We start from the raw sequence: 20,873 nt of genomic DNA on the forward strand, positions 1-20,873 counted from the left end.
TCCGATCGCCTCCCATGATTCCTGTCGCCATCACCGGCACCGGCCTGTACACGCCGTCGCAAGCGGTTTCGAACGACGAGCTGGTGGCCTGCTACAACGCCTACGTCGAGCGCTACAACGGCGAGCACGCCGCCGATATCGCGGCCGGGCGCACGCCGCCGCTGCAGGCGTCGAGCAGCGAGTTCATCGTCAAGGCCTCGGGCATCAAGGCGCGTTACGTCGTCGATCGCGAGGGCGTGCTCGACGTCGACTGGATGCGACCGCGCATCGCCCTGCGCGGCGACGACGAACCGTCGCTGATGTGCGAGATGGGCGTCGATGCGGCCCGCCAGGCGCTGGCCGCCGCCGGGCGCGAGGCGGCGGACGTCGACTTCGTCGTCGTGGCCTGCTCGAACATGCAGCGCGGCTACCCGGCGATCGCGGTCGAGATCCAGCACTACCTGGGTGCGCGCGGCTATGCCTACGACATGAACGTCGCCTGCGCCTCGGCAGCCTTCGGCGTGCAGGCAGCGGCCGATGCGGTGCGCATGGGCAACGCCCGCGCGGCGCTGGTGGTCAGCCCCGAGATCTGCAGCGGCCACCTGAACTGGCGCAACCGCGACTGCCACTTCATCTTCGGCGACGCGGCCACGGCGATGCTGATCGAGCCGGCGGAGCGGGCGCGCGACGGTCACGGCTTCGAAGTGCTCGGTACGCGCCTGCAGACGCAGTTCTCCAACAACATCCGCAACAACTTCGGCTTCCTCAATGCCTGTGAGCGTCCGCAGCGCAGCTGGGACGACGTGCTGTTCCATCAGGAAGGCCGCAAGGTGTTCAAGGAGGTGGTGCCGCTCGCCGCCGAACTGATGCTCGGTCATCTGAACGACCTGGGCATCGAGGCCGGCGCGGTGCGGCGCTTCTGGCTGCACCAGGCGAACCTGGGCATGAACCAGCTCATCGCCAAGCGCGTGCTCGGCCGCGAGCCGGGCACCGACGAGGCGCCGGTGATTCTCGACGAGTACGCCAACACCAGTTCCGCCGGATCGGTGATCGCGTTCCACAAGTACCATGACGATCTCGCGAGCGGCGACGTCGGTGTGCTGTGCGCCTTCGGTGCCGGCTACTCGGCCGGATCGGTCGTGATGAGGCGCCGCTGAGCCGTCCCCTGCAAACCAACCGACCGAGCCGTATGAGCGAACAAAAGTCCCTGCTGCGTCGTGCCTTCGATCTGCTGTGGGGCGCCGTCGTGCTGCTGTACCGCCTGACGGTGATCGCCGTCGTCGTGCTCGTGCTCGGCCTGCTGTGGCTGGCCTTCAGCGGCGGGCCGCCGGTGGTGGTCGAGGACAATGTGGCGCTGGTGCTGGCGCCCAGTGGCATCCTGGTCGAGCAGGTGGACGTCGACCCGGGACAGGAGATCGTCGAGAGCTTCAGCGGCGAGATGCCGTCGCAATCGAGTCTGCACGACCTGATCGAGGCGCTCGAGGTCGCGCGCAACGACGAGCGCATCCGATTCGCGGTGCTCAAGCTCGACGGCCTGTGGGGCGCCGGCCTGGCGCAGCTCGACGAGCTGCGGGCGGCGATGACGGCTTTCCAGGCCGCCGGCAAGCAGATCGTCGCCTGGGGGCCGTGGTACGACCAGGCGCACTACTACGCGGCCGCGCAGGCCGACGAGATCAGCCTCGACCCCTACGGCATGGTCTATGTCGAGGGCTTCAGTGCCTACAATAACTATTTCGCTGAAGCCATTGAAAAGATTGGAATACAGATGAATGTATTCCGCGTCGGCGCGTTCAAGTCGGCGGTCGAGCCGTTCACCCGCAACGACATGTCCGCAGAAGCGCGGGAAGCCAACCGCGAGTGGCTCGGCGACCTGTGGGGCGCCTACCGCGACGTCGTGTCCAGCGGCCGTGGCCTGCCGCCGGAAGCGGCGGACCGCTATGTCGGCGGCATGCGCGCCGGTTTCGAGGAACTGGGCGGCGATGCCGCGGCCTACGCCCGGGATCAGGGCCTCGTCACGCGCATCGAGACGCTGACCGAGTTTCGCGCGCGCATGGCCGAAACGGTCGGCGTGGACGAGGACCACGGCAGCTTCCGCCAGATCCACTACCTCGACTACCTCAGCGCCGTGCGCCGTGCGCCGGAACCGCCGTCGGCGGGCGGTGCGAGCAAGGTCGCCCTGGTCGTTGTGCAGGGCGAGATCGTCGACGGGCCGGGGCAGGTGGGGCAGGCCGGCGGCGACACCATCTTCGAGCTGCTCGAGGATGCGCGCCGTGACGAGGAGGTCGCTGCCGTCGTCCTGCGCATCGACTCGCCCGGCGGCAGTGTCTGGGCGGCCGAACAGATCCGACGTGCCGTCGGCAACCTGCGGGCGGCTGGCAAGCCCGTGGTGGCGTCGATGTCGAGCGTCGCGGCCAGCGGCGGCTACTGGGTGGCCATGGATGCCGACGAGATCTGGGCGCACGAGACGACGATCACCGGTTCGATCGGCGTTTTCGGACTGGTGCCGACCTTCGACCGCACGCTCGACAAGCTGGGGATTCACACCGACGGCGTCGGCACGACGCCGCTGGCCGGCGCGTTCCGTCTCGACCGGCCGCTCGGCGCCGATGCGCGCGCGATCATCCAGTCCGGCGTCGAGAAGGTCTATCGCGATTTCATCGAGGGCGTGGCCGGTGCGCGTGAGCTGGACGTCGACGCCGTCGACGCCATCGCCCAGGGCCGCGTGTGGAGCGGTGCGGATGCAAAGCAGCTGGGCCTGATCGACCAGTTCGGCTCGCTGCGCAATGCCGCCGATGCCGCGGCCGGCCTCGCCGGGCTCGCCGCGGACGACTATGCGCTCGACGAGCGCCGGCCGCCGCGCAGCTTCACCGCCCGGGTGCTGTCGCAGTTCTCCGGCTCCTTCGGGGCAGCGCTGCCGCAGGGCTGGCTCGGCTGGATCGAGCGGCTGCGTACGCGTGTCGATGCCCAGTACCTGCTGACCGCGTTCAACGACCCGCGGGGGCTCTACGCCCATTGCTTCTGCACCCCCGGCGTCTCGGGGCAGGCGGCGCGCTGAGCGCGCGTCCGGCCCGTTCCTGCCGCCGGCTGCGAGCCGATGCCGCGCGTTCGAGTCGGCGACGTCGACCTGTACTACCGCGAGGCGGGTAGCGGCGCGCCGCTGCTGCTGGTGCACGGACTCGGCGGCAGCAGCCTCGACTGGGAGCATCAGCTGGCGTACTTCGCCGCGCGCTACCGCGTGCTCGCGCCGGACCTGCGCGGATTCGGCGACAGCGCGCGTGGTCGCGGCGCGCTGAGCGTGCGCGCGCACGTCGCGGACATCGCCGGTTTCCTGGACGCCATGAAGGTGACGCGCTGTCGCCTGATCGGCCACTCGATGGGCGGCGCCGTCGCGCAGCAGTTCGCGCTGGAGCAACCGCAGCGGGTCGAGCGGATGGTGATCGCCAACAGCGTGCCGAGCTTCCGGCCGCGTTCGCCGCGTCACCACCTGGAATTCCTCTACCGCCTCGTGGTGATGGCCGTACTCGGTCCGGCGCGTCTGGCGGAGATCGGTGCGCGGCGCTCGTTTCCCGATCCGGCGCAGGCGGCCCAGCGCGCCCGCGCGGTCGCGCGCGGCGCGCGCAATTCGCGGCGCAACTATCTTGCGGCCCTGCAGGCCCTGTCGACGTGGTCGGTGATCGAACGCCTCGACGAGCTGCAGATGCCGGTGCTCGTGGCCGCCTCCGAGCACGACTACTTCGGTCACGACGAGACGGTAATGTTCGCGCACGCGCTGCCCCGTGCACGCCTGCACCTGTTCAAGGGCGCGCACCACGGGTTGCCGGGGGAGCAACCGGCGGCGTTCAACGCCGTCGTCGAACGTTTCTTCGACGCCCCGCCGCCGGCGCGGCGCAAGGCGACGGCATGAGCAACGACGCGCCCATCGGCGTCTTCGACTCGGGCGTCGGCGGCGTGTCGGTCCTGCGCGAACTGCGCGCGCTGCTGCCGCGCGAGGCCTTGATCTACTACGCCGACAGCGCGCACTGCCCCTACGGCGGCAAGCCGCGGGACGCGATTCTCGCGCGGGCCTGCGCGATCACCGAGGAGCTGCTGACTCGGGGCTGCAAGCTCATCGTCGTCGCCTGCAATACCGCCACGATCGCCGCGGTCGAACATCTGCGGGCCACCTATCCGGTGCCCTTCGTCGGCATGGAGCCGGCGGTCAAGCCGGCCGCTGCGGCCACGCGCAGTGGCGTCGTCGGCGTGCTGGCGACCGGGGCTGCCCTGGCCGGCGAGAAATTCCACCATCTCGTCGCGACCCATGCGCGTGATGTGCGTGTGATCACCCAGCCCTGTCCCGGCCTGGTCGAGCAGGTGGAGCGCGGCGCGCTGGACACGCCGCAGACGCGCACGCTGGTCGAGCACTACGTGCAGCCGCTGCGAGAGCAGGGGGCAGACGTGCTGGTGCTGGGCTGCACCCACTATCCGTTCCTGCGGCCGCTGATCCAGCAGGTCGCGGGCGCGGACGTTGCGCTGCTCGATACGGGGGCGGCCGTGGCGCGGCAGGTGCAGCGCGTGCTGCAGCGCGAGGCCCTCGCGCGTGCGGGTGAACCGGCCGGCGAGGTGCTGTGGCGGGCCAGCGGCGATGCGGTGCAGACGGCGCGCCTGTGTCAGGCGCTGTTTGCCGGGCCTTGAGCCGCGGCGAGTCGCGCAGGTCCCGCGCCGGCCTCAGGTGAAGCGCATCGACAGGTCGATCGCGTGCAGGTGCTTGGTGATCGCGCCGACCGAGATGCGGTCGACGCCGGTTTCGGCGATCGCGCGGACGCGCTCGAGACTGGCGCCGCCGGAATACTCGAGCAGCGTGCGGCCGCCGCGGTCGCGATGCGCATGCGTGCGGCGGACCGCCTCGCGCAGAGCGTCGAGATCGAAGTCGTCGACGAGCAGCAGATCGACGTCGGCGGCGAGGGCGGCGTCGACCTCGTCGAGCGTCTCGGCTTCGGTCATCAGCGGCACGCCGGCCTGCAGCGCCCGCGCCTGCGCGATGGCCGCGGCGATGCCGCCGGCTGCGGCCACGTGGTTTTCCTTGATTAGGATGCCGTCGTACAGGCCGATGCGATGGTTGACGCCGCCACCGCAGAGCACGGCGTACTTCTGTGCATTGCGCAGGCCGGGAAGGGTCTTGCGCGTGTCGGCGATGCGGCAGGAGGTGCCGGCGACGGCATCGGCGAAGGCGGCGACTGCGGTCGCGGTGCCGGACAGCGTCTGCAGGAAGTTCAGCGCCGTGCGCTCGCCGGTCAGCAGGGCGCGCGCCGGGCCGCGCAGCGTGTAGACGACCTGATCGGCGCCGACGCGCTCACCCTCGGCGCATTGCCAGTCGAGCACGACGTCCGGGTCAATCCGCCGGAACACCGCGTCCACCCACGGCCGGCCGCAGATCACGGCGGCCTCGCGGGCGATCACCCGTGCCTGCGCCCGGGTCCCGTCGGCGACCAGCCGCGCGGTCACGTCGCCGCTGCCGGCGTCCTCGGCTAGTGCATGGGCGACGACGGCATCCAGGTCGTCGACATAGGACGGCAAGGTGCGCATGGGCGTGCTCAGCCGAGCTGCCAGAGATGTTCGAGCAGGGCCATCTGTGCCCACAAGCGGTTCTCGGCCTCGTCCCAGACGACGGACTGCGGACCGTCGATCACCTCGGCGCTGACTTCCTCGCCGCGATGTGCCGGCAGGCAGTGCATGAAGATCGCGTCCGCGCGCGCCTGTGCCATCAGCGCGCGGTCGACCTCGTAGCCGGCGAAATCGGCGAGCCGCTTCTGCGTCTCGGCTTCCTGGCCCATGCTGGTCCAGGTGTCGGTGACGACCACCTCGGCGCCGTCCACCGCCGCGCGGGCGTCGGCGACGACTTCCACGTGGCGTCCGGCGGCGGCCACGAGCGCCGCATCCGGCGCGTAGCCGGCCGGCGCCGCGATGCGCAGCGTGAAACCGAACATGCCGGCGGCCTCGATCCACGAATGGCAGACGTTGTTGCCGTCGCCGATCCAGGCCGCGACCTTGCCGCGCGGGTCACCGCGATGCTCGAACCAGGTCTGCAGGTCCGCCAGCAGCTGGCAGGGATGGTGCAGCTCCGACAGGCCATTGATTACCGGAACCTGCGCATTCACCGCCAGCTCCGCCTGATCCGCCTGCGAGTCGTTGCGGATCATGATCGCGTCGCACATGCGCGAGAGCACCTTGGCCGTGTCGGAGATCGGCTCGTCGCGACCGAGCTGGGTCGCGCCGGGCTGCAGGAACAGCGCGTGCCCGCCGAACTTCGCCATGCCGGCCTCGAAACTCACACGCGTACGCGTCGAGTTCTTCATGAAGATCATGGCCAGCGTGCGGCCGGCGAACTGCTGCCGGTTCAGGGCGGGCTTCGCGCGCAGCGCCATTGCACGCTCGACCACCGCGCGTGCCTCTTCGGCGCCGAGATCGGACAGCTTCAGGAAATGCCGGACCATGAATCAGTTCCCTCACAAACGAAAAAGGGCCGCGACGAACGCGGCCCGGACCAATGCCGGGTTGTGTCGAGGCCATCCATGGCGCAACTGCGGCCACTTCTCCGGACCCCGGCCGCGCCATCCGTGGCGCGGTGTTCGCCGGGGGCGATTGCCAATCCAGGCAATCGCCCTGATCCGACTCACCCGAGATTCTGTTCGACGAAGTCCCAGTTCACGAGCGCCCAGAAGTGCTCGAGGTAGCTCGGACGCGCGTTGCGATAGTCGATGTAGTAGGCGTGCTCCCAGACGTCGCAGGTCAGCAGCGGCTTCTTGCCATCGGTCATCGGGTTGCCGGCGTTGCTGGTGTTGACGATCGCCAGGCTGCCGTCGGCGTTCTTGACCAGCCAGGTCCAGCCGGAGCCGAAGTTGCCGGCGGCCGACTCGGTGAACTGCTTCTTGAAGTCCTCGACACCGCCGAAGGCCTTGACCAGCGCGTCGGTGAGCTTCTTGCCCGGCGCCGCCTGCTTCGGCGTGAGGCAGTTCCAGAAGAAGGTGTGGTTCCAGACCTGGGCGGCGTTGTTGAAGATCTTGCCGGAGGACTTCATCACCATCTCGTCGAGCGGCATGTTCTCGAACTCGGTGCCGGCGATCAGCTTGTTGCCATTGTCGACGTAGGCCTTGTGATGCTTGCCGTAGTGGAAATCGAGCGTCTCGGCCGACATGTGCGGGGCGAGCGCGTCGCGGGCGTAAGGCAGTTCGGGGAGCGTGAGGGCCATGGTTCGTGTGTCCTTGGTGTGACCGGCGCCCGTCGGGTGCCGGTGCCTGGGGGTTTTCAGGGGGGAAACAAAATAGGCGACGGGGGAGTCAAATTCAATAGTCGTTCAACTGCGACTCAGCTCCGCGCGTATAATCCGCGGCCGTTACCAACTCCCCAATGCCGGAGACCTCGATGGATGCACTCGAGCGCATCAAGCAACAAGTCACCGACAACCCGATCATCCTCTACATGAAGGGGACGCCGGACTTTCCGCAGTGCGGTTTCTCCGCGCGCACCGTGCAGGCGATCAAGACCTGCAGCGTGCCGTTCGCCTACGTGAACATCTACGAGGACGAGGAGATCTATCGCGCGCTGCCGAAGTTCGCGAACTGGCCGACGTTCCCGCAGCTCTACGTCAAGGGCGAGCTGATCGGCGGCTGCGACATCACGCTGGACCTGCACCAGTCCGGCGAACTCGAGAAGATGCTCAAGGAAGCGGTCGGCGAGAAGAAAGCCGCCTGACCGGTTCCGGCTGTACGAAAAACGCCCGCATCGCGGGCGTTTTTCGTTGGCGGGTCAGGTGGCGTGATGCAGCAGGGCCTCGGCCACGCTGCGCCGCGTCGCCTCGCCGCACAGGGCCTCGACCAGCGCGAGCGCGAACGCTATTGCCGACGCCGGTCCCTGGCCGGTGATGCAATGGCCGTCGACGACGACCGGCCGGTCGACCCAGTGCAGCAGCGCGTCGCGAAACGACGGGTAGCAGGTGGCCTGTTTGCCGTCGAGCAGGCCGCGAGGCGCCAGCGCCAGCGCCGGTGCGGCACAGATGCCGCCGTACCAGCGATGCTGCATGCGCTGGGTCTCGACCTTGTCCATGACGCCCTTGTGCGCGCCGAGCGCCCGCGCGCCGGCTTCGCCGCCGGGCAGCGCGATCAGATCGAAGTCCTGCGCCGCGACCGCGTCGAACAGGCAGTCGGCGACGAGCCGTACGCCGCGCGTGGCGTCGACGCTGGTCGTGTCGGCGATGCTGGCCACGGTGACGTCGATGTCGGCGCGCCGCAACACGTTGACGATGGTGACGGTCTCGATCGACTCCGAGCCGTGAGTGACCGGGATCAATGCCTTCATCGATTCTTCTCCGAGTGGTGGCATGACGGTAGCGCAGACCGGTCGGGCCGTCACTCCGGGGCGGGCGAAGCGGCGTAAAATCGGGCCGCCAATCCAGCCGCAGATCCGGCCGAGAATCCGGCCGAGAATCCGGCCGTTTCGAGCACCGACGGCACGTACCACGGAGACCGCCTGCATGTCCGCTTACCGGCACATCAAGATTCCCTCGTCCGGCGAGAAGATCACCGTCCGCGACGGCAGGCTGCACGTGCCCGACCAGGCGATCGTCGGCTATGTCGAGGGCGACGGCATCGGCCCGGACATCACCCGGGCCTGCCTGCGCATCTGGGATGCTGCGGTCGAGAAGGCCTACGGCGGCAAACGCAAGATCCACTGGTGCGAGACCTACCTGGGCGAGAAGGCGGCCGGGCTGTACGACGGCAACTACTGCCCGGACGAGACGCTCAAGGCGCTGGCGGAACTGGTCGTGTCGATCAAGGGACCGCTGACCACGCCGGTAGGCGGGGGCTTTCGCTCGCTCAACGTGGCGCTGCGCCAGGACCTGGACCTCTACGCCTGCGTGCGCCCGGTGCGCCACTACGCGGGTGTGCCGAGCCCGCTGAAGAATCCGGGCAAGGTCGACGTGGTCATCTTCCGCGAGAACACCGAAGACGTGTACGCCGGTATCGAGTACAAGACCGGCACGCCGGAGAACGAGAAGATCGCGCGCTTCCTGCGCGAGGAGATGAAGGCGAAGTTCTTCGAAGGGGCGGGCCTGGGGATCAAGCCGATCTCCGAGTTCGGCTCCAAGCGCCTGGTGCGCAAGGCCATCCAGTACGCGATCGACAACGGTCGCGAATCGGTGACCCTGGTGCACAAGGGCAACATCATGAAGTTCACGGAAGGGGCCTTCCGCAACTGGGGCTACGAGGTCGCGCGCGACGAGTTCGGCAGCGTGACGATCACCGAGGAACAGCTCTACGGCGAGTACAAGGGCAAGCAGCCGGACGGCAAGATCGTCATCAAGGACCGCATCGCCGACATCATGTTCCAGATGATGCTGCTGCGGCCGGAGGAGTTCGACGTCCTGGCCACGATGAACCTCAACGGCGACTACCTGTCGGATGCCATCGCGGCCGAGGTCGGCGGCGTCGGCATCGCGCCGGGCGCGAACATCGCCGATCACGTCGCGGTCTTCGAGGCGACCCACGGCACGGCGCCCAAGTACGCCAACCTCAACAAGGTCAACCCGGGTTCGCTGCTGTTCTCCGGCGTGATGATGCTGGAGTACATGGGCTGGAAGGAGGCCGCGGACCTGATCACGCTGGTCTATCCGGAGGTCGTCTCCGACGGCATCGTCACCTACGACTTCGCCCGGCAGATCGACGGTGCGACCGAGGTCGGCACCTCGCAGTTCGCGGACGCGCTGATCGAGCGCATCCACGGCGGCGTCGATCTCGAGGCCAAGCGCAAGGCGCAGCAGGCGCAGCTCGTCAAGGAGCGCAAGCAGCGCGAGATCCGCCGCCTGCTGCAGCCGCTCGAGGAGATGGTGGACACCGGCCGCGTGCCGACGACGGTCGGCGACCTGATGACGCGTTCGCTGATCACCGTGAGCGATGGCGAGACCGTCGAAAGCGCGATGCACGTGATGACCGACAACGACATCAGCTCGGTCGTCGTCGAGCCCGACGCGAAGGGGGAGTGGGGCATCCTGACGCGCCGCGACATCGTCACGAGGATCGTGCACGCCGGCAAGAATCCGGCCACCACGCGTGTGCGCGACATCTGCAGCCGCCCGGTGACCTCGGTGCCCGCCGAGATGAGCATCCGCGAGGCGGCGGCGATGATCTCGGATACCCACTTCAGCCGCCTGACCGTCGCCCAGGGCGAAAAGATCATCGGCATCGTCACCGAAACCGACATCTTCAACGCCGTCGACAAGTTCGCATGGACGGCAGAGTGAGCCGATTCGGCTCGCGAAGCACCGCTTCGCGCACCGGCGAACGCCCGGCCATGGCGTGCTTGCCTGGGCCCGGGGTGACCCGATGTGACCCCGAGTTGGGCAAGCGCCGGGGCAGCGGTCGTATGGCGCATTCCGTCGCGCCTTGGATGGCCGGCGCGCGACGATCGTTTTGGGCGCGCTGATGCACATCGGCCTGCTCATCGTCGGCGACGAGATCCTCTCCGGCAAACGCCAGGACAAGCACCTCGCCCGGGTGATCGAGCTGTTGCGTGCCCGCGGCATGGAGCTGTCGTGGGCACGCTTCGTCGGCGACGACGAGGCCGATATCGCCGACGCGCTGCGCTGGGCGATCGCACGCGGCGACGTGGTGCTCAGCTGCGGCGGCATCGGCGCGACACCGGATGACCGGACCCGGCAGGCGGCGGCACGCGCCTTCGCCGTGCCGATCGAGCGCCACGCCGAGGCCGAGGCGATCATCGTCGGCCAGTACGGCGCCGCGGCGCGCCCGAACCGGGTGCTGATGGCGGACTTCCCGCGCGGCGCCGGCCTGATCCCGAACCCGGTCAACCGGGTCGCAGGCTTCTACTGCGGCGATTGCCACTTCGTGCCGGGCTTTCCGGAGATGGCGTGGCCAATGCTGGAATGGGTGCTCGATACGCGCTATCCACAGTTGCATCGCGGCTCGCCACCGGTCGAGTACCGCCTGCGCGTGCTCGGGTCCAGCGGCGAGGGCGACCTGCTGCCGCTGATGGAGGACACACTGGCGCGTCATCCCGGCATCAAGCTGTCGAGCCTGCCGTTTCGTGGCGATGCCACGCGGCAGCGGCAGATCGAGTTCGGCTTCAAGGGCGAGGCCGCGCCCGCGGCGGCGGCCTGCCGGCATTTCCGCGAGGGCCTGCGCGCGTTCGACGGCGTGCAGATCGAGTGGCTGCACGAGCCGCCGAGACCGGACTGATCAGCGCATCGACGGCTTGCGGCCGGCGAGGGTCACCAGCAGGCAGGTGGCGATGACGAGGCCGGCGCCCAGCAGCGACCAGTGGTCGAGGCGTTCGTCCCAGACCAGCCAGCCGATCCCGGCAGCCAGCAGTACCGTGACATAGGTGAACGGCCCGACCAGTGCCGCCGGAGCGCAGCTGTAGGCCTTCGTGAGGTGGATCTGGCCGAAGGTCGCGAGCGTGCCGGCCGCCACCAGTAGGCCGAGGGCCTGCAGGCTCGGCGGCTGCCAGGCCCACAGCAGCGGCACGCTGGCGATGGCGGTGCCGAGCAGCGCGAAGTAGAACACCACGCGTGTCGCCGGCTCCGTGTCCGTCAGTCGGCGGATGCTGACCATCGCCCCGGCGGCGAGCAGGCCCGAGGCGGCGCCGACGAGCGCCGCGAAGGGGTCGACCGGATGCAGGCCCGGGCGCGTGATCAGGCCGATGCCCACCAGCCCGATAAATGCGGCCGGAAACACGACAGGCGATGGCCGCTCGCGCAGCCAGATCCAGGCGATGAAGGGAATCCACAGCGGCATCGAGTAGGTCAGCAGCATGGCCTCGGCCAGCGGCAGGTGCGCAATGGCGTAGAAGAACGCGTACATCGAGGCGATGCCGAATCCCGCGCGCAGCAGATGGCCGCCGAGCCGGGCGGTGCGGATGCCGGCGCCGCTGCGGCGCGTGAGCCACGGTAGCAGGATCGCCAGGCTCACGGCGCAGCGCACGAACACGACGAGTTCGTTGGGCGTGGTCTGCGCCGCCTGCTTGATGCAGGCGCCCATCGCCGAGAACGCCGTCGCGGAGATCAGGGCGTGGAGCGCGCCTCGGCGCAGGTCGTGGTGCATGGCGGTCGTTCGCGGACGGGGCGGCATTGTACGGAGGGTGCTGGACCGCGCGCCGCCGAAGCTTGAAAATCCGCGCACCGTCCCGATCTGTGAGATCGGGATTTGCCGGTTCACGAGGGACTCATGCCGATCTACGAATATGTCTGCGCTGCCTGTGGTGCCGAGGCCGAAGTGATGCACAAGGTGTCCGAGTCGCCCGGCGACTGTCCTTCGTGCGCGAAACCGGCCTTGACCAAGCAGATTTCTGCGGCCGGCTTCAGGCTGTCGGGCGGCGGCTGGTACGAGACCGACTTCAAGGCCTCGAACAAGCGCAATCTCGCGGGCGACAGCGCCGGCGGGTCCGCGCCCGCCTCGAACGATGGCGCCAGCTGCACGCCGTCGGGTTGCGAGAAGCCGGGCTGCGCCACCAAGAGCGAGGCTGCCGCCTGATCCGCAGCCGCTGAAGGCCCCGGCCAGCCCGGGACGGAGCCCGTCTTGACCCTTCTTCTGCGCCGCTGGCTGATTGCCGGCCTGCTGGTGTGGCTGCCGCTCGGCGTCACGCTGCTGGTCATCCGTTTCGTCGTCGGCCTGCTCGACACCAGCCTGCTGCTGATCCCGCCGGCCTTCCGGCCGGAGATTCCCGGCCTGGGCGTGCTGCTGTCGATCGTGCTGGTGCTCGGCACCGGAGCGATCGCCGCCAACTACGTCGGCAAGCGCTTCGTGCTCTGGACCGAGGCCCTGTTCGCGCGCATCCCGCTGGTGCGCACGGTGTACGGCGGCATGAAGAAGCTGGCGGAGACGATCTTCTCGGACCAGTCGGTCTCGTTCCGCCAGCCGATCCTGATCGAATATCCGCGCAAGGGCATCTGGTCGGTGGCCTTCCTGACCGGCTCGCCGATCGGCGAGGTCCAGGACAAGACCGCCGACCACGTGCTGACCTGTTTCGTGCCGACGACCCCGAACCCGACCTCGGGCTTCATCGTCCTCGTGCCGGAGAAGGACGTGATCCGGCTGAAGATGTCGGTCGAGGAAGCGATGCGACTGGTGATCTCGCTGGGCGTGGTCACGCCCGAACGCACCGATCCTCCGGCGGATCCGCCGCCGCCGACGCCCTGAGCCGGCACCGCCGCGGCGTGTGAAACGGCCCGCGAGGCTCTAAACTACGCGGCTTCGCCGGCCCGCCCCCCGCTGCGCCGGCACCCTTCCCAGACAGCAGGCGGCGAGCGGCCGCCGATTTCATCCAGCACGAACATGCGTAGTCATTACTGTGGCCAGGTGACCGAGAAGATCGTCGGCGAAACCGTGACGGTCTGCGGTTGGGTCCACCGGCGCCGCGATCACGGCGGTGTCATCTTCATCGACCTTCGCGACCGCGAGGGCCTGCTGCAGTGCGTGTTCGATCCGGATACGAAGGACGCCTTCGCCGCCGCCGACCGGCTGCGCTCGGAATACGTCGTGCGCATCACCGGCAAGGTGCGGCCGCGCCCCGCGGGGACCGAGAACGCCGGCATGGTCACCGGTCGCATCGAGGTGCTCGGCAAGGAAGTCGAACTGCTCAACCGTGCCGAGACGCCGCCGTTCCACCCGGACGACGAAACCGTGGGCGAGGATACGCGGCTGAAGTTCCGCTACATCGATCTGCGGCGGCCGGAGATGCAACAGAACCTGCGCCTGCGCCACCAGGTCATCAAGCGCATCCGCGACTACATGGATGCGCACGGCTTCATCGATGTCGAGACGCCGATCCTGACCCGGGCGACGCCCGAGGGTGCGCGCGACTATCTGGTGCCGTCGCGCACCCATGCCGGCAAGTTCTTCGCGCTGCCGCAGTCGCCGCAGCTGTTCAAGCAGCTGCTGATGATGTCGGGGCTGGACCGCTACTACCAGATCGCGCGCTGCTTCCGCGACGAGGACCTGCGCGCCGACCGCCAGCCGGAGTTCACGCAGCTCGACGTCGAGACCTCGTTCCTGTCGCAGGACGAGATCATGGCGCTGATCGAGGGCCTGGTGAAGGACATCTTCGGCCACCTGCTCGACGTCGACCTGGGCACGCTGCCGCACATGAGCTATGCCGAGGCGATGGAGCGCTACGGCTCGGACAAGCCGGATCTGCGCAATCCGCTCGAACTGGTCGAGGTCAAGGACCTGGTCGCGGACGTCGACTTCAAGGTGTTCTCCACGCCGGCCAAGGACCCGAAGTGCCGGGTCACCGCGCTGCGCGTGCCGGGCGGTCGCGAGAAGCTCACGCGCGGCGAGATCGACAAGTGCACCGAGTTCGTCAAGATCTACGGTGCCAAGGGCCTGGCCTACATCGTCGTCAACGACAAGGCCAAGGGCCGTGAGGGCCTGCAGTCGCCGATCGTCAAGAACCTGCACGATGCCGCACTGAGCGGCATCCTCGAGCGCACCGGCGCGCAGGACGGCGACGTGATCTTCTTCGGCGCCGACAAGTGGCGGGTGGTCTGCGATGCCCTGGGTGCGCTGCGCCTGAAGCTCGGCAACGAGCTGGGCCTGACCGCGGCAGGCTGGCGCGCCCTGTGGGTCGTCGACTGGCCGATGTTCGAGTTCGACGAGGACACGCAGGGCTGGATCTCGCTGCACCATCCGTTCACCGCACCCAAGCCGTTCGACGCCGACGCGCTGCGGGCGAACCCGGGTGCGACGCTGTCGCAGGGCTACGACATCGTGCTCAACGGCATCGAGCTCGGCGGCGGCTCGGTGCGTATCCACCGCCCGGACGTCCAGCAGGCGGTGTTCGACCTGCTCGGCATCGGCGCCGACGAGCAGCAGGAGAAGTTCGGCTTCCTGCTCCAGGCGCTGTCCTACGGTGCGCCGCCGCACGCCGGCATCGCGCTGGGTCTCGACCGCCTGGTGATGCTGATGGCCGGCCGGCCGAGCATCCGCGACGTCATCGCCTTCCCGAAGACGCAGACCGCGCACTGCCCGCTGACCGACGCGCCGAGCAGCGTCGACGCGCGCCAGTTGCGGGAACTGCACATCCGATCCACGGTCCAGCCCAAGGTGGCGCCTGGGACCGACACCGCCGCCTGAACACCCGGAGCCCGACTGCATGATTCGCCCGCATCGTCTGCACCACGTCCTCGCCCTTGCGTTCGCCGCAGCGGTCGTTTCCGCCTGCGACATCAGCGGCGTCGGCGACGGCAGCAAGCCGGAAAAGCTGGAGATCGTGCGCAATCCGAACACGGACCTGATCGACCTCGGCGGCGATGTCGAGCAGTACTTCCTGTGCTTTCCCGAGCAGTTGCAGGCGGTGGTCACCTTCAGCAATGGCGGTATCGACTCGAGCGGCCTGCTCAATCAGCGCGTCCTCTGGTCGACCTCCGATCCCGCCGTCGTCGAGGTCAGCAACGCCGCGGCGACCGGTGGCGAGGTCGTACTGATTCCGGGCAGCGAGACCCAGGCCTTCTCGCCGGGCATTCTGGTACCGCGCGGTGTGGGCACCGCAAAGATCACCGCCGAGTTCATCGGGCTGAGCGCCAGCTACGACGTCGAGGTCCGCGAGGTCGACTCGGTGCAGATCAACAAGACCGAGGTGAAGGTCGCGCCGGAAACCGGCGATCTGCTGACGCTGACGGCGGTGATCGACGGCTACTCGCTCGACGTCACCCAGTCGCCCCTGTGGCAGTTCGATACCGACGACGAGGACGTCGACGACATCGCCACGATCGGCCAGTCGACCGGCGTGATCACCGGGGTCGGCCTTGGCGGCCCGCTGACGGCCAAGGCGGACTTCCCGCTGTGCCGGGAGGACTCGAAGTTCGGCGACCTGACCGCGACCGTCGTCGTCGAGGAGCTGACCGGCCTGCAGATCGCGCGCGAGTTCGCCGATGCGCCGAACGACGAGCTGATCGTCGGCACGACCGAGAAGCTCACCGTGACCGGCAGCTTCGCCGACGGCACGACGCTGGATCTGTCCGGCCAGGTGCGGGTGGAAAGCAGCGAGGTCGAGGTCGTCGCACCCGGCACGGTGTTCCCGCAGTTCCTGACGGCTCTGGAGGCCGGCACGGCGCAGCTGCAGGCGATCTACGGCGGTGACGACGAGAACGACGAAGAGGGGGACACCGACCCGCCGGAGGTGCGCAGCAACACGATCACGCTGAATACCGTCGACGGCGAGCTGCAGGACTTCGACATCACGCCGCTGAACCCGACCATCACCACGCTCGGCGTGCAGCAGTTCGTCGCCACCGGCACGTTCAGCGTCTCCGGCGAGACGCGCACGCAGCCGATCACCCGCGGCGTGGTGTGGGCCGAATCGACGCTGGACGACAAGGCGACGACCCTGGTCGATATCTCCAACAGCTCCCTGTCGGCAGGGCGCGCGGTGTCGCGCAGCATCGACGCGGGTGCGTTCAAGATCACCGCCTCGCGCAAGCTGCCGAGCGACGACGAGGAGGAAGAGGACGACGACAACGAGCTGGTTCGCGAGACCGTCCTGTGCGTCGTCAAGCCGAACACCCCGGGCGCGCCGTGCCCGCCGCCGGACGAGGACGACGAAACCGCCCCGTGAACACCGGCAAGCGTCGTCCTCTCCAACCCGTAGTGGTCGGGGCTGGGGGCGGGCTACAATAACTGGTGGTTTGTCAGCAGTTCGCTGGGACGGCGCAGTCCGCGTGGCTGCCGGAGGTTCGAGGTCATGGCCGCAGTACTCAAGCTCGACGAATTCAATCTGCTCGATGACGGCGAATGCGATGCGCGCATCGCCGCCGCCAAGGCGCTGCTGGGCGATCGCCTGTGCATCCTCGGCCATCACTACCAGCGCAACGAGGTCTTCCGTCACGCCGATTTTTCGGGCGACTCGCTCAAGCTATCGCAGATGGCGGCGAAGACCGAGGCCGAGTTCATCGTCTTCTGCGGCGTGCACTTCATGGCGGAAGTGGCGGACATCGTCACCCACGGCCAGCGCAGCGTGATCCTGCCGGATCTCGCCGCCGGCTGTTCGATGGCGGACATGGCCAACCTCGCCAAGGTCGAGAAGTGCTGGGCCGAACTGGCCGAGGTGCTCGACCCGGACGAGGCCGTCACGCCGGTGACCTACATCAATTCGGCGGCCGACCTGAAGGCCTTCTGCGGCCGCCACGGCGGCATCGTCTGCACCTCGAGCAATGCGCGCGCGGTGCTCGAATGGTCGTTCGCGCGCCGCGAGAAGGTGCTGTTCTTCCCGGACCAGCACCTGGGCCGCAACACCGCCTACGGCATGGGCATCGGCCTGGACGAGATGATCGTCTGGGACTTCAACAAGCCCATGGGCGGCAACACGCCGGAAGCGATCCGCGCGGCGAAGATGATCCTGTGGAAGGGTTTCTGCTCGGTGCACCAGATGTTCCAGCCGGCGCACATCAAGCACTTCCGCGAGCGCGTGCCGCAGGGCAAGGTCATCAGCCACCCGGAGAATGCCTTCGAGGTCTGCCAGAACTCGGACTTCGTCGGCAGCACCGAGTACATCCTGCGCACCGTGCGCGCGTCGGAGCCGGGCGCGCACTGGCTGGTCGGCACCGAGCTCAATCTGGTCAACCGGCTGGCCGACGAGATGCGCGAGAAGGACGTGACGGTGGAGTTCATGTCGCCGACCGTGTGCATGTGCTCGACGATGTTCCGCACCGACCCGCAGCATCTGGCCTGGACGCTCGACAACCTCGTCGCGGGCAAGGTGGTCAACCAGATCCGCGTCCCTGCCGCAGTCGCCGAACCGGCGCGCGCCGCGCTGGACCTGATGCTGGAAGTGGTGGACTGACTCCTGCCCGAACCGGTCCCGCGCCGCCCCCTGCGTTTCTCCCCCTGTCCGATAAACGAAACATGTACACGAACGCCCCGAGCCTAGCCGCCTACGATCCCGAGCTCGACGCCGCGATCCAGGCCGAGCGTACGCGCCAGGAGGCGCACATCGAGCTGATCGCCTCCGAGAACTATGCGAGCCCGGCGGTCATGGAGGCGCAGGGCAGTGCGCTGACCAACAAGTACGCCGAAGGCTATCCGGGCAAGCGCTACTACGGCGGCTGCGAGCACGTCGACGTCGCCGAGCAACTGGCCATCGACCGCATCAAGCAGGTCTTCGATTGCGACTACGCCAACGTGCAGCCGCACTCGGGCGCGCAGGCCAATGCCGCGGTGTTTCTCGCGCTGGTATCGCCCGGTGACACCGTCATGGGCATGAATCTCGCGCAGGGCGGGCACCTGACGCACGGCAACCCGGCCAACTTCTCCGGCAAGCAGTACAAGATCGTCCCCTACGGCCTGAATCCCGAAACCGGACTGATCGACTACGACGAGATGGAGCGCATCGCCGTCGAGACCCGGCCGAAGATGATCATCGGCGGCTTCTCGGCGTATTCGCGCGTCAAGGACTGGGCGCGCATGCGCCAGATCGCCGACAAGGTCGGCGCCTGGTTCTGGGTGGACATGGCGCATATCGCCGGTCTGGTCGCCGCCGGCGAGTACCCGAGCCCGCTGCCGCACGCCCACGTGGTGACGAGCACCACGCACAAGACCCTGCGCGGGCCGCGCGGCGGCATCATCCTGACGAAGAATCAGCCGGAGGACTTCAACAAGAAGTTCCAGTCCGCAGTGTTCCCGGGCATCCAGGGCGGTCCGCTGATGCACGTCATCGCCGCCAAGGCGGTGGCGTTCAAGGAAGCGCTCGATCCGGGCTTCAAGACCTACCAGAAGCAGGTGGTCGCCAATGCCCGGGCCATGGCCCGGGTCTTTCTGGAGCGCGGCTACAAGGTCGTCTCCGGCGGCACCGACAATCACCTGTTCCTGCTCGACCTGATTGCCAAGAACGTCACCGGCAAGGACGCGGAAGCCGCGCTGGGGCAGGCGCACATCACCGTCAACAAGAACTCGGTGCCCAACGATCCGAAGAGTCCGTTCGTGACCTCGGGCCTGCGCCTCGGTTCGCCGGCCTCGACCACCCGCGGATTCACCGAGGCGGACATGGGTCAGGTCGCGGGCTGGATCGCCGACATCGTCGATGCGATGAGCGCGAGCGGCGATGTCGATGCCGTGATCGCCCGCGTGCGCGGCGAAGTCGAAGCGCTGTGCGCACGTTATCCGGTGTACCGGGCCCCGCGGTGACCGCATCGCGCGATCGGCCTTCCGACCCGCAAGCGGGTCGGCGCTCGTCGGGCGGATTGCCATTCAAGGCAATCCGCTAAGGACCCGGCTCACGTGCAGTGTCCCTTCTGCAAGGCGCCCGATACCCGCGTCGTCGATTCGCGTCTGGCGGAGGACGGCACCCAGGTGCGGCGTCGCCGCGAGTGCGAGACCTGCAACAACCGCTTCACGACCTTCGAGCGCGCGCAGCTGTCGATGCCGAATGTCATCAAGCGCAGCGGTGATCCCGAACCCTTCCGCGAGGACAAGCTGCGGCAGGGCATCGAGCATGCGATCTACAAGCGGCCGGTGACCCCGGAAGCCGTGGACCACGCGGTTGACGCGGTGATGCGCAAGCTGCGTGCGAGCAGCGAGCGTGAAGTGCCGTCGCGGCAGGTCGGGGAATGGGTCATGGAGGAGCTGCGCGATCTCGACCATGTCGCCTACGTGCGGTTCGCGTCGATCTACCGCAGCTTCGAGGACGTCAACGCCTTCCGTGAGGAAATCGAGCGCCTGCAGGCGCTGCCGAGCGCGGAAGAGCGGCGGTCGCAGTTGCCGCTGATCGAGGAGACCGGCGCCCGCAGCCCCGAGCCGGGCAGGAAGCGAAGCGCCAGGCCGTGAACGCCCGGGTGTCAGCGGCCGCCTCCGGCGAGGCGTACATGGCCCGCGCGATCGCGCTGGCGGCGCAGGGGCGGGCGACCTCGCAGCCGAACCCCAGCGTCGGCTGCGTGATCGTGCGTGACGGCGAAATCGTCGGCGAAGGTTTTCATGCGCGCGCCGGCGAGGCGCATGCCGAGCCGCAGGCGCTCGCGCAGGCGGGCGAGCGGGCGCGCGGTTCGGTCATGTACGTGACGCTGGAACCCTGCGCGCATCATGGGCGCACGCCGCCGTGCGTCGATGCGGTGATCGCGGCCGGCGTGCGCAAGGTCTGCGCCGCGTTGACCGATCCGAATCCTCAGGTCGCCGGCGGCGGCCTGGCGAAGTTGCGCACGGCCGGTATCGACGTCGAAACCGGTCTGCTGTGTGACGAAGCCGAGCGCGTGCATCGCGGCTTTCTGTCGCGCATGCGGCGCGCACGGCCGTGGCTGACGCTCAAGCTCGCGTCGAGCCTCGACGGCCGCACGGCGATGGCGAATGGCGAGAGCCGCTGGATCACCGGCGATGCCGCCCGCGTCGACGTGCACCGCCTGCGTGCCGAGGCCGGCGCCGTGCTGACCGGGAGCGGCACCGTGCTCGCCGACGATCCGCAGCTCAGCGCACGGGGAATCCACTCGGTGCGCCAGCCGGATCGCATCGTGCTGGACGCCGCTGCGCGCACCCCCTTGACGGCGAAGGTCTGGGCCGCGGGCGCGCGGCGGTTCTGGTTCACCGCGGACGACGGTCCGGCCCCGGCGGACGTCGAGCGCATCGTCGTGCCGCGGGCGGCCAGCGGCCTGGCGCCGGACGCGGTGTTGGCCGAACTGGCACGTCGCGAGGTCAACGAGGTCCTGGCCGAGTGCGGGCCGACGCTGGCCGGCGGCCTGCTGCAGTCCGGCAGTGTCGATGAGCTGGTGCTGTACGTGGCGCCGTCGATGCTCGGTCACGAGGGGCGGCCACTGGCCCGGCTGCCGGGCCTCGAAACGCTCGACCGCCGCTTGCGGCTGCGCTGGCAGTCCATCGAGCGCATCGGCGACGATGTGCGCCTGACCCTGATTCCCCATTCCTGAGCCA

General features: G+C 68.6%; 20 protein-coding genes. 15 read left to right on the top strand and 5 right to left on the bottom strand.

All coding sequences use genetic code 11. The features are described 5' to 3' along the window. The first annotated feature begins 14 nt into the window (after positions 1-14). Genes C8D93_RS09660 through murI form a run of 4 tightly spaced genes read left to right on the top strand, consistent with a single transcriptional unit; the run spans position 15 to position 4,650 of the window. Entirely contained in the window at positions 15-1,136 is a 1,122-nt protein-coding gene (locus C8D93_RS09660; RefSeq protein ID WP_110264975.1) for a beta-ketoacyl-ACP synthase III, read from the top strand. Positions 1,137-1,168: 32 nt separating this feature from the next. Then, the gene (gene sppA, locus C8D93_RS09665; RefSeq protein ID WP_110264976.1) at positions 1,169-3,034 is read left to right on the top strand and encodes a signal peptide peptidase SppA; all 1,866 of its coding nucleotides are present in this window, start codon (positions 1,169-1,171) and stop codon (positions 3,032-3,034) included. Positions 3,035-3,073: 39 nt separating this feature from the next. After that, a complete protein-coding gene (locus C8D93_RS09670) occupies positions 3,074-3,883 on the top strand; it encodes an alpha/beta fold hydrolase (protein ID WP_110264977.1) in 810 nt (269 codons plus the stop codon). Further along, positions 3,880-4,650 carry a glutamate racemase gene (gene murI / locus C8D93_RS09675; RefSeq protein WP_110264978.1) on the top strand — a complete coding sequence of 257 codons (771 nt, stop codon included), beginning with the start codon at positions 3,880-3,882 and terminating at the stop codon, positions 4,648-4,650. The genes C8D93_RS09670 and murI overlap by 4 nt, the downstream gene beginning before the upstream one ends. A gap of 33 nt (positions 4,651-4,683) precedes the next feature. Here the strand turns inward: murI and nadC are convergent, their stop codons facing one another. The 3 genes from nadC to C8D93_RS09690 form a co-directional block, all read right to left on the bottom strand. After that, the gene (gene nadC, locus C8D93_RS09680; protein WP_110264979.1) at positions 4,684-5,541 is read right to left on the bottom strand and encodes a carboxylating nicotinate-nucleotide diphosphorylase; all 858 of its coding nucleotides are present in this window, start codon (positions 5,539-5,541) and stop codon (positions 4,684-4,686) included. 8 nt (positions 5,542-5,549) lie between these two features. Beyond that, positions 5,550-6,449 carry an ornithine carbamoyltransferase gene (gene argF / locus C8D93_RS09685; protein ID WP_110264980.1) on the bottom strand — a complete coding sequence of 300 codons (900 nt, stop codon included), beginning with the start codon at positions 6,447-6,449 and terminating at the stop codon, positions 5,550-5,552. 179 nt (positions 6,450-6,628) lie between these two features. Further along, positions 6,629-7,204 (bottom strand): superoxide dismutase, encoded by a 576-nt coding sequence (locus C8D93_RS09690; protein ID WP_110264981.1) that lies wholly within the window; start codon positions 7,202-7,204, stop codon positions 6,629-6,631. Between the two features lie 173 nt (positions 7,205-7,377). Here C8D93_RS09690 and grxD point away from each other — a divergent pair, with 173 nt between their 5' ends. Next, complete coding sequence (gene grxD, locus C8D93_RS09695; RefSeq protein WP_110265117.1) at positions 7,378-7,707, top strand: Grx4 family monothiol glutaredoxin; 330 nt, start codon at positions 7,378-7,380, stop codon at positions 7,705-7,707. 54 nt (positions 7,708-7,761) lie between these two features. On the opposite strand, the gene C8D93_RS09700 is transcribed toward grxD, so the two are convergent. After that, complete coding sequence (locus C8D93_RS09700) at positions 7,762-8,310, bottom strand: DJ-1 family glyoxalase III (RefSeq protein ID WP_211307284.1); 549 nt, start codon at positions 8,308-8,310, stop codon at positions 7,762-7,764. Positions 8,311-8,485: 175 nt separating this feature from the next. Here C8D93_RS09700 and icd point away from each other — a divergent pair, with 175 nt between their 5' ends. Together icd and C8D93_RS09710 are read left to right on the top strand one after the other, a co-directional pair. Beyond that, a complete protein-coding gene (icd, locus tag C8D93_RS09705) occupies positions 8,486-10,252 on the top strand; it encodes an isocitrate dehydrogenase (NADP(+)) (RefSeq protein WP_110264983.1) in 1,767 nt (588 codons plus the stop codon). Between the two features lie 181 nt (positions 10,253-10,433). After that, positions 10,434-11,207: a competence/damage-inducible protein A gene (locus C8D93_RS09710; RefSeq protein ID WP_110265118.1), complete on the top strand. Its 774-nt coding sequence runs from the start codon at positions 10,434-10,436 to the stop codon at positions 11,205-11,207. Here C8D93_RS09710 and C8D93_RS09715 read toward each other — a convergent pair whose 3' ends face one another. After that, the gene (locus C8D93_RS09715) at positions 11,208-12,071 is read right to left on the bottom strand and encodes a DMT family transporter (protein WP_170123977.1); all 864 of its coding nucleotides are present in this window, start codon (positions 12,069-12,071) and stop codon (positions 11,208-11,210) included. Between the two features lie 123 nt (positions 12,072-12,194). On the opposite strand from C8D93_RS09715, the gene C8D93_RS09720 reads away from it, so the two are divergent. The 8 genes from C8D93_RS09720 to ribD all read left to right on the top strand — a co-directional run bounded on the left by C8D93_RS09720 (position 12,195) and on the right by ribD (position 20,869). Continuing rightward, a complete protein-coding gene (locus tag C8D93_RS09720) occupies positions 12,195-12,500 on the top strand; it encodes an FmdB family zinc ribbon protein (protein WP_110264985.1) in 306 nt (101 codons plus the stop codon). Positions 12,501-12,545: 45 nt separating this feature from the next. Next, the gene (locus tag C8D93_RS09725; RefSeq protein ID WP_110264986.1) at positions 12,546-13,166 is read left to right on the top strand and encodes a DUF502 domain-containing protein; all 621 of its coding nucleotides are present in this window, start codon (positions 12,546-12,548) and stop codon (positions 13,164-13,166) included. Between the two features lie 135 nt (positions 13,167-13,301). Further along, entirely contained in the window at positions 13,302-15,101 is a 1,800-nt protein-coding gene (gene aspS / locus C8D93_RS09730) for an aspartate--tRNA ligase (protein ID WP_110264987.1), read from the top strand. A gap of 19 nt (positions 15,102-15,120) precedes the next feature. Further along, on the top strand, positions 15,121-16,581 hold the full coding sequence (locus tag C8D93_RS09735; RefSeq protein WP_110264988.1) for a hypothetical protein: 1,461 nt from the start codon (positions 15,121-15,123) through the stop codon (positions 16,579-16,581). Between the two features lie 126 nt (positions 16,582-16,707). Beyond that, positions 16,708-17,805, top strand: coding sequence for a quinolinate synthase NadA (nadA, locus tag C8D93_RS09740; protein WP_110264989.1), 1,098 nt, complete (start codon positions 16,708-16,710; stop codon positions 17,803-17,805). A gap of 62 nt (positions 17,806-17,867) precedes the next feature. Next, the gene (gene glyA, locus C8D93_RS09745) at positions 17,868-19,145 is read left to right on the top strand and encodes a serine hydroxymethyltransferase (RefSeq protein ID WP_110264990.1); all 1,278 of its coding nucleotides are present in this window, start codon (positions 17,868-17,870) and stop codon (positions 19,143-19,145) included. A gap of 93 nt (positions 19,146-19,238) precedes the next feature. Then, the gene (nrdR, locus tag C8D93_RS09750) at positions 19,239-19,784 is read left to right on the top strand and encodes a transcriptional regulator NrdR (protein WP_110264991.1); all 546 of its coding nucleotides are present in this window, start codon (positions 19,239-19,241) and stop codon (positions 19,782-19,784) included. Positions 19,785-19,822: 38 nt separating this feature from the next. Continuing rightward, the gene (gene ribD / locus C8D93_RS09755; protein WP_110265119.1) at positions 19,823-20,869 is read left to right on the top strand and encodes a bifunctional diaminohydroxyphosphoribosylaminopyrimidine deaminase/5-amino-6-(5-phosphoribosylamino)uracil reductase RibD; all 1,047 of its coding nucleotides are present in this window, start codon (positions 19,823-19,825) and stop codon (positions 20,867-20,869) included. Positions 20,870-20,873 lie beyond the last annotated feature (4 nt).

It is taken from the genome of Sinimarinibacterium flocculans (genome assembly GCF_003201205.1).
In the GTDB taxonomy this organism is placed as follows: Bacteria; Pseudomonadota; Gammaproteobacteria; order Nevskiales; family Nevskiaceae; genus Solimonas; species Solimonas flocculans.

Bases quoted from the DNA above. Each gene is read 5' to 3' on its own strand.
- C8D93_RS09660 (WP_110264975.1), top strand. From the start codon at position 15: ATGATTCCTGTCGCCATCACCGGCACCGGCCTGTACACGCCGTCGCAA.
- sppA (WP_110264976.1), top strand. From the start codon at position 1,169: ATGAGCGAACAAAAGTCCCTGCTGCGTCGTGCCTTCGATCTGCTGTGG.
- C8D93_RS09670 (WP_110264977.1), top strand. From the start codon at position 3,074: ATGCCGCGCGTTCGAGTCGGCGACGTCGACCTGTACTACCGCGAGGCG.
- murI (WP_110264978.1), top strand. From the start codon at position 3,880: ATGAGCAACGACGCGCCCATCGGCGTCTTCGACTCGGGCGTCGGCGGC.
- nadC (WP_110264979.1), bottom strand. From the start codon at position 5,541: ATGCGCACCTTGCCGTCCTATGTCGACGACCTGGATGCCGTCGTCGCC.
- argF (WP_110264980.1), bottom strand. From the start codon at position 6,449: ATGGTCCGGCATTTCCTGAAGCTGTCCGATCTCGGCGCCGAAGAGGCA.
- C8D93_RS09690 (WP_110264981.1), bottom strand. From the start codon at position 7,204: ATGGCCCTCACGCTCCCCGAACTGCCTTACGCCCGCGACGCGCTCGCC.
- grxD (WP_110265117.1), top strand. From the start codon at position 7,378: ATGGATGCACTCGAGCGCATCAAGCAACAAGTCACCGACAACCCGATC.
- C8D93_RS09700 (WP_211307284.1), bottom strand. From the start codon at position 8,310: ATGAAGGCATTGATCCCGGTCACTCACGGCTCGGAGTCGATCGAGACC.
- icd (WP_110264983.1), top strand. From the start codon at position 8,486: ATGTCCGCTTACCGGCACATCAAGATTCCCTCGTCCGGCGAGAAGATC.
- C8D93_RS09710 (WP_110265118.1), top strand. From the start codon at position 10,434: ATGCACATCGGCCTGCTCATCGTCGGCGACGAGATCCTCTCCGGCAAA.
- C8D93_RS09715 (WP_170123977.1), bottom strand. From the start codon at position 12,071: ATGCACCACGACCTGCGCCGAGGCGCGCTCCACGCCCTGATCTCCGCG.
- C8D93_RS09720 (WP_110264985.1), top strand. From the start codon at position 12,195: ATGCCGATCTACGAATATGTCTGCGCTGCCTGTGGTGCCGAGGCCGAA.
- aspS (WP_110264987.1), top strand. From the start codon at position 13,302: ATGCGTAGTCATTACTGTGGCCAGGTGACCGAGAAGATCGTCGGCGAA.
- C8D93_RS09735 (WP_110264988.1), top strand. From the start codon at position 15,121: ATGATTCGCCCGCATCGTCTGCACCACGTCCTCGCCCTTGCGTTCGCC.
- nadA (WP_110264989.1), top strand. From the start codon at position 16,708: ATGGCCGCAGTACTCAAGCTCGACGAATTCAATCTGCTCGATGACGGC.
- glyA (WP_110264990.1), top strand. From the start codon at position 17,868: ATGTACACGAACGCCCCGAGCCTAGCCGCCTACGATCCCGAGCTCGAC.
- ribD (WP_110265119.1), top strand. From the start codon at position 19,823: ATGGCCCGCGCGATCGCGCTGGCGGCGCAGGGGCGGGCGACCTCGCAG.